Genomic DNA, 15,312 nt, shown 5'->3' with positions numbered 1-15,312 from the left:
AGGTACCGTTTGGTATGGGATTCACGACGGACAACGTTCCGGCTCGCCGTATCGCTCAGGTCGCCGGGGTGGGTGGGATTGCCGTCGGTGTCATTGCGCTGATCTCGTTGTACTCCACCAAGCCGATCAACCCGTTGATCGCCGTGGCCTCCTTTGTCCCGATGCTGCTTGCAGTCACACTCGCAGCGTCCCTGATATGCCTGGTTTTTCGCCGCTGGATCCTGCTGGCGATTTCGGTGGTACTGATAGCGGTGGGCGCGTCGGTGATCAGTCCATTGTATGTAGCAAACAGTTCCGAAATCGACGGGCCGTCTCTGCGTGTAATGCAAGCGAACCTTCTCTTCGGGCAGGCAGACCCCGTCAGTTTGACTGCGACGGTGCGTGAGAAGGCAGTCTATGTCCTGACGGTTCAGGAACTGACCACATCACTCGAAGGCTCTCTGAGAGATCAAGGGCTCGAGCAACTGCTGCCGCATCACTACTTGGTACCGGACGAGGCCGGCGGGGGTGGCGCAGGTATTTACAGTCGTTATCCGCTGACGGAAACTCGGGAATTGAACGGCTTCGGACCTACCAATCTTGTTGCCGAAGTGGGATTCTCAACCCCGTTCACCCTTCTGGCGGTTCACCCCGGACCGGCGTACGTGACCCCGCCCGACGTGTGGACTGCCGAGCTGAGCACTTTGCGAAACGCGCTCGACGCCGCTGCCGCGGAGGGAACCGTCGTCGTCAGTGGCGATTTCAACACGACCTTCACGCACAAGCAATTCCGTGACCTTCTCGACGTCGGCTACTCCGATACCGCAGACCAATTGGGAGTCGGCATCGTTCGCACCTACCCGGCGGACAAAAAATTTCCCGCGATCGTCGGCATCGACCATGTACTTCTGCGGGGTGCACAGGCGAAGACTCTCGAGCGCATCGAGATCGAAGGTTCCGATCACTACGGCTTGATCGTCGACGTGGCGATCCCCCAGTAGTCGGAGAGCACCCGATCCGCGCGAACGCGTTACGGATCACCCGTGCTTCGGCATGCTTCGACCCGACACATCGATTGTTCGATGTAGATGATGCGGCGTACGCAGGACGATCGACCGGTCCACCACGGATACGCCCGGAAACTGCTCGGCGAGATAACCTTCCAAACGCTGCACGTCGTCGATCGAGCGCAGCCACACCGCCAATGCGATGTCGTAGCTGCCGATCGTCGAAGCAACAAGCCTCGCCTCACGCAGGAGGGAAAGGCGCTGAGCAATGGCTTCCTTTCGCCCCTCGAGACGTAAGAAATACCAGGCGTAGACCGGCCAGCCGGAGTAGGGCCGAGCAATCTCCGTGCGGACGACCAGGCGCCCCGTCGACAGCTCGTGAGAAAGGAGCGCCCCGGCGCGAGCCGACGTGACGCCGAGGGCTGCAGCGAGGGCCGAGACGGTAATTCGTGGTTCGCGAGAAAGGATGTCGAACAGCTTCGACTGTTCCTCTTCGCTGGCGCGTACCCCACGACTCTTCGCCGCCGGGGCCGACTCGAGCGCGGCAATTTCTTCCGCATCGAGAGCACGTAGACGCCAGTTTCGTGCGTCGGAATTCGCCGAGGACACGATCTGAGTTCGCATCGCAGTGACCATCGGCAGCGATCGTGTTCGTTCCAAGACATACCAGGACAATTGATCGAGGTCAGTGCAGGTGAGCGTGACGAGTAGATCCCGATTGCCGGTTGTGAGATCGACTGTGAGAACTTCGGGATCGTGCGCGATCTGTTCGGCCACGCTCAAGGTCTGTGCCGGTGCGCATTCGATCTCGAGCAGTGCGGTCGCCGACACGATGGGACCCCCACGGTACGCAGCGATCCACGCTATCCCTTGCGAGTGCAGACGCTCCCAACGCCTGGTCAGGGTGACCGGGTCGGAACCGATCGCGCGTGAAAGCTCGGACCACGAGGCTCGCGGCCTGATCTGCAGTGCGTTCAACAGCCGAAGATCTTCGTCCTTGAGCACCTGATCCTGCACCGAGGACCTCACTTTCAAAAGAATGCTGCACCGAAACAGGATCGAAACGCATCGATCCTAACTTCATCACATCAATAGTCCACCAAATCCTGAACCTCGAGAACGCTTGCTTCTTGCGTTCGTTCGCCCCCTCGAGAAAGACACCGACATGACCGAAGCATTCCCTGTCTCGCATGACGATTCTCCGGTCAGCGATCAAACCCCGACGCAAAAGATCGTTTTCGCCTTGAGGTCGCCACGGCTGTGGATCGTGGCGATTCTGCTCCTCGCGCTTGCGGCAGGCGCCCAACTGATCGGCCCCGCAGTGATTCCTGTCGGCGCTGCCGCCATCACGATCTTGCCCATGGTGTGGGGACTGATTGCCGGCGGTGCCGTCTCGAGTCAGAAGTGGAAACCTCTCGGCCTCGATCTTCAGGCCGCAGCCTCGGCAATCATGGGGCTGGCTGTTCTCTTGCTTTGCGCGAGACTGTCTTTCACCATCGGCCCGAACATCCAACTGTTGTTCGAGGCGGGCCCCGCCCTGCTACTGCAGGAACTGGGGCACTTGTTCGGCACTATCGCTCTCGCACTCCCGCTGGCGGTACTCCTTCGGATGGGACCGGCCACCGTCGGAGCCACCTTCTCCATCGACCGCGAGGGGTCCTTCGCGATGGTCAGTGAACGCTACGGTCCCGATTCCGACCAGTACCGTGGTGTCCTGTCGATGTACGTCTTCGGCACTCTGTTCGGTGCCGTGCTGATCAGCCTGATTGCGTCGCTGGCGACATCCTTCAACATCTTCGACCCCCTTGCATTGGCGATGGGTGCTGGGGTCGGATCCGGCTCGATGATGGCTGCCGCTGCCGCCAGCGTCGTTTCGGCGCACCCCGAGATGGCCGACCAGGTACTCGCCGTAGCGGCAACATCCAACATCATCACCGGCCTCCTCGGCGTGTATGTCGGCATGTATGTCGCACTCCCCCTTGCCGATCGAATCTACGGCGCACTCACCAAGCACTCGAAGACGACCAGCGAACGGAAAGCCGACACTGCCCCACGAGCGGTTGCGCCGAGCGTCACCGTGCCGCTGACCACCATCGTTCCGATTCTGTTCGTCGGTGGGGTCATCGTCTCCTCGATCGCAGCGGGTGGCGTATCTCGATCGATCATCGTCGGTTACCTGATCCTCACCGGATTGTTGCTCCTGGGCGTCGGCGTGGCCCGCCTGACGCGCGGCAAGATCGCGGCGATGATCGCAATCATCACCATCGGCGCCTTGGCGACAACACCGTGGTCCCCCATCGGTGATTTCGTCTCGAGCACCGTCGGGACTGTCGACTTTCTCTCGATCTGCACCCTCACCTTGACTGTCGCAGGTCTCAGCCTCGGCAAGGACCTTCCCTTGCTCAAGACGATCGGCTGGAAGATCGTGCCCGTCGGAATCGTCGCGATCCTCGCCTCTTACCTACTTTCCGTGGTCGTCGCGGAGTTCGCGCTGGGCCTCTGGCACTAGAACTGCACCCGAAGACGCTGAGAACCGAAGACACCGCGATCCGAAGACACAGAGAACCAAAGATGTTGAAAGGAAGCAATACCCATGTCCATCGCTGACACCCTCACCCACACAGACTCGGTTTCGAGCACGATCGAGAAGTGGGCATCACGCCTCATCGATGTCAGCCACACGATCCATGCTCACCCAGAGCTGGCATTCGAAGAGCATCGGGCGTCCGCCCTCTTGGCGGACGCCGCACAGGAAGCCGGCTTCACGGTTACTCGCGCCGCCTACGGCCTCGAGACGGCATTCGAAGCTGTGCGAGGCTGTGGCCCCTTCCGCGTCGTAGTCTGCGCTGAGTACGACGCCCTTCCCGACATCGGTCATGCGTGTGGACACAATGTCATCGCCGCTGCCGGACTGGGAGCAGCGATCGCGCTCGGAGAGGTCGCGGAGGAACACGGCCTGACCGTCGTCCTTCTCGGTACGCCGGCCGAAGAACATGGCGGCGGGAAAGTCTTGCTGCTCGAACGTGGCGCATGGGAGGGCGCGGCGATGTCGATCATGGTCCACGGCGCTGCAGGTGAAGACGTCAGTTGCACGGTCACCGGAACGCAGGCAGTCGACCGGTTCGACGTGACCTACACCGGACGAGCCGCACACGCGGCCGCTGCGCCACACAAGGGCATCAACGCAGGTGACGCCGCCACGATCGCCTTGGTCGCCATCGGACTTCTCCGTCAACAACTTCCGTCCGACGTCAGGCTCAACGCCTATGTCGAGCACGGCGGCGAAGCAACAAACATCATTCCGGCCTCGACGTTGGTGCGAGCGGAAGTTCGGGCCGCAGAACTCGACGTGCTGTTGGACGCCAAGCGTCGCATGCTCTCCTGCTTCGAGGGCGCAGCTGTGGCCAGCGACTGCTCCTGGTCGACCGAACGCGCCGAACCGCGCTACGAGGAGCTTGTTCAACATCGCGTGCTGGCGACGATCTGGGACGAGGAGATCGCGAGCCTGGGCCGCACCGCGGCCGCCCGAACTCCCCTGACCGGCGGCTCGACGGACATGGGCAACGTGTCGAAGGTGGTCCCCTCGATCCACCCGATGATCGCGTTGCGCGGCGTCACCGGAGTTCCTCACACTATCGAGTTTGCCGCTGATGCCCGCTCCGCAGCGGGCGACGAAGCTGTTCTGCACGGAGCAATCGCAATGGCGCGCACAGTGATCCGAGCCGCAACCGGGGACTCGCGCTCCAACCTCCTGACGATTGCGGCCCAGCGCGAGTCAGGAGCGACCACCGTCACGAGCGCCGAATGAGCACCACCGGCGTCTACGTTTCCGCTCTCGAATTCTTCTCCATCGGCATCGGACCCTCCAGTTCACACACGGTCGGTCCGATGCGCGCCGCCCACACTTTCGGCGGCGAGCTCTCCGCCGCCGGCTTGACCGCGTCGGTCGACCGAATTCGCTGCTACCTGCACGGCTCTCTCGCCGCCACCGGAATAGGTCACTGCACTCCCGACGCGGTGATTGCGGGACTTCGTGGGTTGGATCCTGAAACGTGCGAGCCGACCGACGTTCACGGGCGCTGGGCCGAACTGTCGGACGGCGGATCGGTGATGCTCGTCGGTGGCTCACTCGAACACGTAGTGTTCACTCGCGAGGACATGGTGTTCGAGCCACTCGTTCGCCGTCACGGGCACCCCAACTCGATGACCCTGACAGCCTTCAAGGGTAACGAAATCGTCTGTACGAGTACATATCTGTCGATCGGTGGCGGATTCGTACTGCGCGCCGGAACGGAGACGCAAGCAAGCGCGCATTCGATCAACTCACGCTATCGAACCGCGAAAGAGCTACTGGCGGAATGCGGCTCCGGAACCATCGCCGAGCTGGCACTGTCGGACGAAATCGCGATGCATGGCCAGGATCGAGCATTCACCGGCATCGACGCGATCTGGTCCGCGATGCGCGCATGCATCGAACGCGGCACCCAGACCGAAGGTGTATTGCCCGGGCGTCTCGGAGTTCGCCGACGAGCACGGTCTGCGAACACTCAACTGGAACAACGTAACTGCGACCCCTCCTCACGCGAGTGGCTGACCGTCTACGCCATGGCGGTCAACGAAGAAAATGCAGCAGGTGGCCGCGTGGTAACGGCTCCGACGAACGGCGCTGCGGGCATCGTGCCGGCGGTGCTCTACCACCACATACGTGCGACGGGCGCCGGCGCTCGAGACGTTCGAACCTTTCTCCTCACCGCAGCCGCAATCGGATCGATCATCAAGGCGAATGCCTCGATCTCGGGAGCGGAGGCGGGGTGCCAGGGTGAAGTCGGAGCTGCCTGCGCGATGGCGGCAGCCGGCTTGTGCGCTGTCATGGGCGGATCACCACGACAAATCGAGAATGCAGCTGAGATTGCCATGGAACACCATCTGGGGCTGACCTGCGATCCGGTTGGTGGCCTGGTCCAAATCCCCTGCATCGAACGAAATGCCGTAGCCGCCTCGACTGCAGTCACCGCAGCTCAGCTCGCATACCTGGGTGACGGGACGCATGTGGTGAGCCTCGATACCGTCATCGAAACCATGCGCCAAACCGGAAACGACATGTCCGTGCGTTACAAGGAAACCAGTGAAGGCGGACTCGCCGTCAATGTCGTCGAGTGCTGAGGGGATGTCGACGGCAGCGGCGACGGCGGGCGGACGCCATCACCGGAAATATCATCCTCTCGAACGATGAAGTCCGGTGTACCGATTTCTACACTCGTTGACATGACCTTGTGGACGGTGACCAGATGATCGCTCATCACGCTGGAGGAATCCCACTGCACAACTCTCCACTGCACAACACTGCGGGGCCGACGCGCTCGACGCAGTCCTCCGGTCGCAAGATCGCCGCGTTGATCGCGTTGATCGCGTTGGTCGCCGGTTTCTCCGCTGCCTTCGTTCTCGCCCCGGGCATGCTGACGAGTAGGCCGGGCGATGGGTACGCAGGCGAGGGGGAACTCGTCGAGACGGTCCGCGCCGCGTTCGTCGAATACTGGAGTTCCGGTGTCCAAGCCTTCTCTCCGAGCTTGGAGTCCGCTGTCGACTACTGGCTGCGTTACCACGTGGCCAAGGCTGTGATCGCGGTAATCCTGCTGACGGTTCTGCTCGCACTCGGCCGCATGGTCAAGGCGTCGTTCGTGAACGCCGGCTCTCTGACGGTTGTAAAGAAACTCGCATTCGTCTCGGCGGGAGGCCTGGTCACGCTCCTCGCGCTGTTCTCTTCGGTACTCGTGATGGCAAATGTCCAAGGTGTTGTCGCACCCTTCTCTTCGCTGATCTCGATGTTGCCCGTGGCCCAGACGGATGGGGCACTCTCCGAAACCGTCGGGCAGGTCCGACAACAGCTCGCTCAGTCGACGGCCACCGGAAATCAGCAAAGTCCCGCCCTCGAACTGATGATCAGCGACTTCGCGCGGTATCACTTGGCCATGGCGGTGATCGCGCTGATCGCGGCAGCAATATCACTGGCCGTGACTGTGGTCGTGTGGGCACGCTTCGCGAGAACGGCGCGATCCGAGCGACGGACGAGATTCATGTCGGGGTCGATAGGCCTTCTCACTGCACTGTTCACGCTGGGATTGATCGTTGTCGGCGTAGCAAATATGGGCACCGCGGCAGACCCCGCACCGGCGCTGGCGGCGTTCTTCGACGGCGGGCTCTGACCCAAGTCAAGGGTTCAGGCCAGGGTTCCGTAGTCCCCCGGTACCGGTTGAGGAGGTACCTGGGGACTGCGTCTGCCGTACCCGGGGTCGATGTGTGAGTGCCCTCGGACAGGCAGAGTTCGACTCATGAAAACCGGAGCAAGACGCATCATGCTTGTCGGCCTGTGCAGCGCCATGGTTGCCGGCGCTGTAATCAGCTGCAGCACGGACAAATCCACAGACAATCCCACATCCACCACTGACAAGGTCATGGACTCTGCCATCACCGGCCAGCTCGATTCGATCATCGACGCTGCGGTGAATTCGACGGGGATTCCCGGTGCGATGGTGGGCATTTGGGGACCCGACGGCAACTATGTGAAGGTTGCCGGAGTCGCCGACACTGCAACCAAGGCACCGATGGAGACCGACTTCTACCACCGGATCGGTAGCGTCACCAAGACATTTACCGTCACCGCCCTGCTGCAATTGGTCGACGAGGGAAAGATCGGTCTCGACGATCCGATCTCCCAGTACGTCGACGGGGTCATGGAAGGTGATGCGATCAGCTTGCGTCATCTGGCAGGGATGCGCAGCGGCCTCGTGGACTACACGACGTCTGAACAGTTTGTGATGGAATATCTTTCGGATCCTCGCCGAGCTTTCACACCGGAGGAACTCGTCGGATACGTCAAGGACCTCCCACTCCAACTTCGACCAGGGACCACCGTCGACTACTCGAACACCAACACTATTCTGCTGGGAATGGTGATCGAAAAGGTCTCCGGCTCAAAACTGTCGGACGTCATCGACACCAAGATCACGACACCACTCGGCATGGAGCACACCAGCTTTCCCACGACCAACGCGTTCCCGACACCACACGCACAGGGTTACACCAACCAAACGCTCGACGAATCCGTGACCGCGGCGACGGACTGGAATCCGTCGTGGGGCGGCGCCGCGGGTGCAATGATCTCGTCGTTGGACGACATGCGCATCTGGGTTCCGGCGCTGGCCAAGGGCGATCTCCTCACCGACGACACTCAGAAGCAGCGCCTGCAGACCGTGAAGTTGAGCGAAGGGGACGACAGCTCCGGCTACGGACTCGGATTGTTCAACAGCGGTGGCTGGATCGGTCACAACGGAAGCCTGCCCGGCTACAAGACAGTCTCGGTCTACTTGCCCGAGAAGGACACCACCCTGGTTGTCTTCATCAACACCGACATCGACGGCGAGACTGATCTGACCAGCGCGTTGATGGTACCGATCACCAAGTTGATCAGCCCCGACAACGTCTACGGCTGATCACCTCAGGTCCGATCGACAATTCAGACAACAGTGACATATCGGGTTCGATCTGTCGATAAGCTCGACCGTCGGCAGATCGAAACCCGAAAGAGGCGCTCATGGGATCGTTGAACGACTGGCTACTCAACAGCGACAGCCCGCTCGTGGGCATAGTCGGCGGCATCCTGCTGACGATCGCAATGCTCTCCGGCGGTACGGGCATGTAGCCCATTAACATCAGCATGTGATTCGTGACATCTTCACGTGACTCGACGAACATGTTCGTTACGAACATGTTCGTGTACGGTGAAAGCATGCCCAACCAGCCAGCAAGTCCATCGAGCCGACGCAATCGTCCGGCCAAACCCGCTCTGACACGCGAGGGCATCGTCAGTACCGCGGTGGAAATCTTGCGGTCGGAGGGGTTGCAGAAGTTGACCATGCGTCGACTCGCCCTCGAACTCGACACCGGGCCGGCGTCGCTGTACGTGTACGTTCAAAATACCGCCGAATTGCACGCCGCCGTTCTGGACGAACTGCTCGGAGTCGTGGACCTCGCCGAAAATTCCTCCGGCACTTGGCAAGCGCGCCTCGAACGGGTGCTGACGTCCTACACGGCCATACTGTTCGATCATCCCGGACTTGCCCAGTCGGCTCTCGTTTCCCGGCCCAGCGGAGTTCACTACGTACGCCTGCTCGAGCGCCTGCTGGCATTGCTCGACGAAGGCGAAGTCCCTTCGGGTCAAGCCGCGTGGGGCGTGGACTTGCTGCTGCAGTACGCGACGTCCACTGCTGCCGAACACTCGGCGCCGAACAATTCCGCCGACTCGGATGCCCAATGGAGCGCGTTGACCGACGCAATCCGGAACGCAAACCCGCAGACGCACCCACTCGTCGCAGGCCATGCAACAGCTCTACTTGCCGGTGAACCCACCGCGCGCCTCTCCTGGGGATTCCGCACGCTCATCACGGGCATCGAGAACACCCCACTCACTTCTTAGGAACCCACCATGAACCACTACCCCATCGCAATCATCGGCGCCGTCCTCGGCGGCCTCACCCTCGCCCGAGTCCTCCATCTCCGCGGAATCGATTCGGCGGTATTCGATTTCGAATCCGGACCAACAGCTCGGACCCAAGGCGGGATGCTCGACATCCACGAAGACTCGGGCCAGATCGCGCTTCGTGCCGCAGGCCTCTACGACGAGTTCCGCGCACTCGTTCATCAAGGCGGCGAAGAGACACGCGTCCTCGATCGAAATGCCGTCGTACACCTGAGCGAGCAGGACACCGGAGACGGCGACCGCCCGGAAATCGACCGCGGCCAGCTGCGTGACCTACTGCTCAGCTCAATTCCGAAAGAAACAATCCACTGGGGAGCAACGGCCCGCAGTGCCCATCCGTTGCCGGACGGTCGGCATGAAGTCCACCTCGTGGATGGCACCCACTTCACCACCGATCTCCTGGTCGGCGCCGACGGCGCGTGGTCGAAAATTCGCCCACTGGTTTCAAACGCCACTCCTGCCTATACCGGAGTATCTTTCGTGGAGTTCGACCTTCACGACGCCGACAACCAGCACGCGAAGGCCGCTGAAACAGTCGGCGGCGGAATGATGTTCGCGCTCAGTGCCGACAAGGGCTTCCTTGCCCACCGTGAGACCGACAACAGTCTGCACATATATGCCGCCCTGCGAGTTCCCGAGAACTGGTCAGCGAGTGTCGACTTCTCCGACGATCATATTGCGAAGAAGATTCTGCTGGAACACTTCTCGGACTGGGACGAGTCGCTGCGGTCACTGATCGTCGAAGCGGACAGCTCGCTGACCCCTCGCCCCATCCATGCTCTTCCCATCGGGCACAGTTGGAGCCGTACTCCCGGGGTCACTCTGCTCGGGGACGCAGCGCATGTCATGTCGCCGTTTGCCGGAGAGGGCGCGAACCTGGCAATGCTCGACGGCGCCGAACTCGGCCAGGCGATCGCGTCACATAGCGGCACGGAGGAAGGACTTGCTGCCTACGAAGAACGACTCTTCCCACGCAGCGCCGCATCGGCACAACAGTCGGCTGACGGTCTGGACATGTGCTTCGGCGAGAACGCACCCCAGGGGCTCCTGGACATGTTCAACTCACAACCGTGACCTGACGAATTCGGATCAGGCCGTCATGCCTCGAGGGCAAGCGACGAAGACAAACCACGGTGGGCTTCGACTTCATCGAGCAGTTGGTGGGCTTTCTGCTCGACCACGGACAGTGCATCGGCGCCGGCGACCCACCGACGCGGGGGTAGCGGCGAATCGACAAGTGCCACAAGTGCCGCTGCAAGTTTCACCGGATCCCCACCCTGGGCACCGTTCATGCTCTTCCACGCTTCGACGGTCTTGCCAGTCCGAGCGTCGTAGTCGTCTATCGACAATTCAGGCCAGATCGACGACGCACCCTCGACAAGCAGTTCGGTCCGGAAGAATCCCGGCTCCACGATCGTCGTCCCGATTCCGTACGGTTCGACGTCGAATCGCAATGATTCCATCCAGCCCTCCAGCGCAAATTTCGACGCGGCGTAGGCTGCGCAAAACTCCTGACCAACCAGGCCCGCAAGCGAACTGACAGTCACGACATGTCCACTCCGTTGCCTACGCATCACCGGCAACACCGCCCGTGTCACATTGATCGGCCCGAAAAAGTTGGTCTCCATCTGAGCGCGAAGTTGCGCCGGACTGACAACCTCGAAGAACCCGGCGTAGAAGTTTCCGGCGTTGTTCACCAGCACATCGATTCCACCGAATCGCGCAACTGCCGTGTCCACCGCAGCATATGCGGCTTGTTCGTCGGTGATGTCCAAGGCAATCACCAACAGGTCGTCATGCTCACCGATCGCTGCAGAAACACGGTCCGCATCACGCCCCGTTGCCACCACCGCGTGCCCGCCGGCAAGAGCCGCCTGAGCAATGTCGACTCCCATGCCCCGGCCTGCGCCGGTTACGAACCAGACCTTCTTGTCACCCATGTTCACTGTCCTCCCGTTTGATGGAGTCCAGTACAGAACAGATTCCACGGGCCTGGGAGTGCCTATCGTTCCCGGTAACAGCAGACCCCCTCGACGCCCCTCCTACTCGCGAAGAGTCGTCAAGAAGGCAATACGGTCACCACGGTAGAGCGAACGAACGCGCTCGATCGGCACACCCTCCGGATCGACGGAGGTCCGGTGCAGCAGAAGCATCGGCATCGAGGTCGTGGACTCGACGAGCGTTGCCTCACGCGGTGACGCGAGCACCGTCTCGATCCGTTCGGTTGCGGAGGCGAAGACCACGCCGATCGAGCGAATGGCCGCGTAGAGCGATGTCGTCGCGTCGAAAGCGTCGAGCATCTCACCGAACCTGCTGTCCGGCAGGAAGGTTGACTCGAGTCCGATCTTCTCACCGTCGGCGAAGAGGACACGCTCGAGATGAACGACGCTGTCGCCCAACTCGATACCCAACTCCGTGGCGAGACCGTCGTCGGCTGACATTCGTTCGAACGTCACAACCTTACGACTGGGCACTCGCCCAGCACTCAGCGCGCCTTCGGTATACGAACGAATCGAGAGAGGCTGAACCAACTTCGGACTCGCGACGACAGTGCCCCGCCCCCGCCGCTCGATCCGTCCTTCGACAAGCAGATCACGAAGCGCTTGACGGACCGTCTCGCGAGCGACAGTGAACCGTGCCGCCAATTCCCGCTCGGACGGGACTGCGTCGCCCTCCTCGAGCCCACTGAGAATGGTCTCGATCTCGGTGCGCACCCGGTAGTACTTCAGCTCCGGTTCGATCACGACGCTCGAGGTCCCCGGCCCGGTGGACGTCTGCTGATTCATGGCGCAAGCGTACAAGAATTCGGTCTATACCAATTGTTAACCTGGAGTTCGTCTCGATTCCCCCTATTGGTCTAGACCAAACGTCACTATCTCTACATGCGAATTTTGATTGTGGGCGGAGGAATCCTCGGAACGGCGCACGCCGACGAGGCAATCCGCCGGGGACACGACGTCATCCATCTCGAACGCGAGCCCGAAGCCCGCGGTGCAACGGTACGGAACTTCGGATTGGTCTGGGTATCCGGGCGCGCTCCGCACGAACTCGAAGCCGCGCTGCGTTCGCGCGAGCTGTGGGCGGACCTTGCCGCCCGTGTCCCCGGCGTCGGATACCGCCCGGCCGGCTCCATCACCCTCATGCGCACCGAGGAGGAGGTCGCGGTCGCGCAGGAAGCATTCGCTCGGCCGGACGCCGACAACCGAGGGTTCGCACTTCTCGATCCCGACGCCGTTCGCGTCGTCAACCCCGCGCTCCGGGGCAAGTTTCTCGGCGGACTGCACTGCACCCTGGACGCCGCTGTCGAGTCACGGCAAGCGCTCCCCGCCATCCGTTCTTACCTCGAATCCACCGGCCGTTACACCTTCCACGCCGGAACGGAAGCCCGCGAGATCACGACGAACACCCCCGGCGTACACATCCGCGACGACCACGGTCGCAACTTCGACGCCGATCTCGTGATCGTCTGCCCCGGAGCAACACTCGGCGGATTGGCCCGCGATCTCGCCGGCGATCTCCCGTTGCGACGTGTGCGCCTGCAGATGATGCAGACCGCCCCACTCGGCGAAAAGCTCACCACCGCAATCGCTGACGGTGACAGCTTCCGCTACTACCCCGGTTTCGCCGGATCTGCCCTCGATCACCTTCGCACGGTGCAGCCACAGGAACCGACTGCCGAGGAGCACCGCATGCAACTCCTGTGCGTGCAGCGCTTGCACGGCGGTCTGACCATCGGTGACACCCACGAATACGAGGAGCCCTTCGACTTCGACGTCGACGAGGCGCCCTATCGCCATCTGTCCGGAGTGGTGGAAACACTTCTGGGGCGCGATCTTCCGCCCATCGTCAAGCGATGGGCGGGCGTCTACAGCCAGTGCCTCGACCCCTCACAACTTGTTCACCGCGCACAAGCCGCCGACAACGTCTGGGTGGTTGCCGGTCCCGGTGGTCGCGGCATGACGCTCGGCCCGGCACTGGCGGAACAAACCGCCGACCAGCTCGGTCTCTGAATCCTTCCGACAAGAAAGACTTCTCATGTCTCCCATCACCCTTGCCGTTCTCGACATGGCCGGCACCACCGTCGCCGACGACGGACTGGTTCTTCGCGCGTTCGCCGCCGCTGCCGAAGCCGGCGGACTGCCTGCCGAAGGCCCGGAAGCCGACGCCGCTCGCCAGTACGTCCTCGACACCATGGGCCAGTCGAAGATCGTCGTGTTCCGGGCGATCTTCGGTGACGAAGACCGTGCCCAGGCCGCGAACGCCGCCTTCGAAACCACTTACGATTCCCTCATCGACCAGGGCCTGGCCGAGCCGATCCCTGGCGCGGAGAAGGCGATCACCACACTGCGCGAGGCCGGCATCAAAGTTGCCTTGACCACCGGATTCAGCCGATCGACACAGGACAAACTCCTCGTCGCGCTCGGCTGGGAAACCCTCGCCGATCTCACCCTCTCCCCCGCCGAGGCCGGTCGCGGTCGACCGTACCCGGACCTGATTCTGACTGCCCTGCTCAAACTTTCGATCGACGACGTCCACCAGATCGCCGTACTCGGCGACACGTCCAACGACGTGCTCAGCGGCGTTCGCTCCGGCGCATCCATCGTCGCCGGAACTCTGACCGGCGCACACGACGAGCAACAGCTTCGCGACGCCGGAGCCACCCGCATCGTCCCGTCCGTGACGGAGTTCGCCGAACTCCTCACCCACTCCTGATCTCACCTCCGAAAAAGGAATCGTCATGCGTCTACGCCCGAGCATCGCTGCGGCCGCTCTCGCCGTGTCCGTCCTTTCGTTCACCACTGCCTGCGGTGGCACCGGCACTGCTGCCGGATCAGACACCGAAACCGTCACCGTCTACAGCGCCGACGGTCTGTCCGGTTGGTACAAGGGAAGATTCGACGCCTTCACCGCGCAGACCGGTATCGCCGTCAACCTCGTGGAAGCCGGATCCGGCGAGGTCGTCTCGCGGGTCGAGAAGGAACAGTCCAACCCACAGGCAGACGTGATCATCACGCTGCCGCCGTTCATCCAGAAGGCCGACGCCCAAGGTCTGCTCGAGCCCAGCGGAATCGACACCTCCGCCGTTCCTGCAGACGAGAAGGACGACGCCGGCAAATACGTACCCGTCGTCGAGAATTACCTCTCGTTCATCGCCAATCCGACTGCATCACCCGCCCCACAATCTTGGGACGATCTGCTCACTGACCAGTTCAAGGGCAAGTTGCAGTACTCCACGCCCGGCCAGGCCGGCGACGGTACCGCGGTGTTGTTGCTGCTCCAGCATCTGATGGGCAAGGAGGGCGCACTCGACTACCTCGGAAAGCTCCAGGCCAACAACGTCGGTCCCTCGTCCTCCACCGGAAAGCTCCAGCCCAAGGTCAGCAACGGAGAACTCCTGGTCGCCAACGGTGACGTCCAGATGAACCTCGCCTCCATCGCCGACGACGGCTCGAAGTTCGACATCTTCTTCCCCGCGGGAGCCGACGGCACTCGCACCACCATCGCACTGCCCTACGTGATGGGCCTCGCCAAGAGCGCACCGAGCAGCGAACAAGCCAAGAAGTTGATGGAGTTCCTGCTCTCCGAAGAATCCCAGAAGACCGTCGCCACCGATGCACTCGGCGTATCGGTCCGCGAGGACGTCCGAAGCAGTGCCGGTGAATCGACCGACAAGAACACGCCTTCGGGAGTTCTGCAGGGCGTCAACGTGTGGACCCCGAACTGGAACGACGTCCTCAGCTCGCTCGACGCCGACATCGCCGCTTACCAGAAAGCCACCGGGAGCTGATC

General features: G+C 62.0%; 14 protein-coding genes. 11 read left to right on the top strand and 3 right to left on the bottom strand.

Going from position 1 to position 15,312, the window contains the following annotated elements; genetic code table 11:
• Window positions 1-14 precede the first annotated feature (14 nt).
• A complete protein-coding gene (locus AC3WQS_RS08985; RefSeq protein WP_492712497.1) occupies window positions 15-980 on the top strand; it encodes an endonuclease/exonuclease/phosphatase family protein in 966 nt (321 codons plus the stop codon).
• A 36-nt stretch (window positions 981-1,016) separates the two neighbouring features.
• On the opposite strand, the gene AC3WQS_RS08980 is transcribed toward AC3WQS_RS08985, so the two are convergent.
• The gene (locus AC3WQS_RS08980; RefSeq protein WP_492712498.1) at window positions 1,017-2,015 is read right to left on the bottom strand and encodes an Lrp/AsnC ligand binding domain-containing protein; all 999 of its coding nucleotides are present in this window, start codon (window positions 2,013-2,015) and stop codon (window positions 1,017-1,019) included.
• Between the two features lie 136 nt (window positions 2,016-2,151).
• Here AC3WQS_RS08980 and AC3WQS_RS08975 point away from each other — a divergent pair, with 136 nt between their 5' ends.
• The 7 genes from AC3WQS_RS08975 to AC3WQS_RS08945 all read left to right on the top strand — a co-directional run bounded on the left by AC3WQS_RS08975 (window position 2,152) and on the right by AC3WQS_RS08945 (window position 10,596).
• Complete coding sequence (locus AC3WQS_RS08975) at window positions 2,152-3,495, top strand: DUF3100 domain-containing protein (protein WP_113683094.1); 1,344 nt, start codon at window positions 2,152-2,154, stop codon at window positions 3,493-3,495.
• Window positions 3,496-3,579: 84 nt separating this feature from the next.
• Window positions 3,580-4,794: an amidohydrolase gene (locus AC3WQS_RS08970; protein WP_020907392.1), complete on the top strand. Its 1,215-nt coding sequence runs from the start codon at window positions 3,580-3,582 to the stop codon at window positions 4,792-4,794.
• Window positions 4,791-6,149, top strand: a complete 1,359-nt coding sequence (locus AC3WQS_RS08965; protein WP_492712499.1) for an L-serine ammonia-lyase — start codon at window positions 4,791-4,793, stop codon at window positions 6,147-6,149. The genes AC3WQS_RS08970 and AC3WQS_RS08965 overlap by 4 nt, the downstream gene beginning before the upstream one ends.
• Window positions 6,150-6,274: 125 nt before the next feature.
• Window positions 6,275-7,189 carry a hypothetical protein gene (locus tag AC3WQS_RS08960; protein ID WP_492712500.1) on the top strand — a complete coding sequence of 305 codons (915 nt, stop codon included), beginning with the start codon at window positions 6,275-6,277 and terminating at the stop codon, window positions 7,187-7,189.
• Between the two features lie 126 nt (window positions 7,190-7,315).
• Window positions 7,316-8,476: a serine hydrolase domain-containing protein gene (locus tag AC3WQS_RS08955; protein WP_492712501.1), complete on the top strand. Its 1,161-nt coding sequence runs from the start codon at window positions 7,316-7,318 to the stop codon at window positions 8,474-8,476.
• A 296-nt stretch (window positions 8,477-8,772) separates the two neighbouring features.
• Window positions 8,773-9,459, top strand: a complete 687-nt coding sequence (locus AC3WQS_RS08950; protein ID WP_020969360.1) for a TetR/AcrR family transcriptional regulator C-terminal domain-containing protein — start codon at window positions 8,773-8,775, stop codon at window positions 9,457-9,459.
• Window positions 9,460-9,468: 9 nt separating this feature from the next.
• The gene (locus AC3WQS_RS08945; protein WP_492712502.1) at window positions 9,469-10,596 is read left to right on the top strand and encodes an FAD-dependent oxidoreductase; all 1,128 of its coding nucleotides are present in this window, start codon (window positions 9,469-9,471) and stop codon (window positions 10,594-10,596) included.
• A 23-nt stretch (window positions 10,597-10,619) separates the two neighbouring features.
• Here AC3WQS_RS08945 and AC3WQS_RS08940 read toward each other — a convergent pair whose 3' ends face one another.
• Together AC3WQS_RS08940 and AC3WQS_RS08935 are read right to left on the bottom strand one after the other, a co-directional pair.
• Entirely contained in the window at window positions 10,620-11,462 is an 843-nt protein-coding gene (locus tag AC3WQS_RS08940) for an SDR family NAD(P)-dependent oxidoreductase (protein ID WP_020969358.1), read from the bottom strand.
• A 102-nt stretch (window positions 11,463-11,564) separates the two neighbouring features.
• Complete coding sequence (locus tag AC3WQS_RS08935) at window positions 11,565-12,308, bottom strand: GntR family transcriptional regulator (protein ID WP_182261083.1); 744 nt, start codon at window positions 12,306-12,308, stop codon at window positions 11,565-11,567.
• 96 nt (window positions 12,309-12,404) lie between these two features.
• Here AC3WQS_RS08935 and AC3WQS_RS08930 point away from each other — a divergent pair, with 96 nt between their 5' ends.
• From AC3WQS_RS08930 to AC3WQS_RS08920, 3 genes are read left to right on the top strand one after another with little or no spacing between them, the layout of a single operon-like run.
• Window positions 12,405-13,532, top strand: a complete 1,128-nt coding sequence (locus AC3WQS_RS08930) for a TIGR03364 family FAD-dependent oxidoreductase (protein WP_070796234.1) — start codon at window positions 12,405-12,407, stop codon at window positions 13,530-13,532.
• A 25-nt stretch (window positions 13,533-13,557) separates the two neighbouring features.
• Window positions 13,558-14,235 (top strand): phosphonatase-like hydrolase, encoded by a 678-nt coding sequence (locus tag AC3WQS_RS08925; protein WP_492712503.1) that lies wholly within the window; start codon window positions 13,558-13,560, stop codon window positions 14,233-14,235.
• Window positions 14,236-14,260: 25 nt separating this feature from the next.
• Window positions 14,261-15,310: a 2-aminoethylphosphonate ABC transporter substrate-binding protein gene (locus AC3WQS_RS08920; RefSeq protein WP_020969356.1), complete on the top strand. Its 1,050-nt coding sequence runs from the start codon at window positions 14,261-14,263 to the stop codon at window positions 15,308-15,310.
• Window positions 15,311-15,312: the final 2 nt, after the last annotated feature.

It is taken from the genome of Rhodococcus sp. FW305-130 (assembly GCF_058788335.1).
This window is presented reverse-complemented; position numbering and strand designations above follow the sequence as displayed.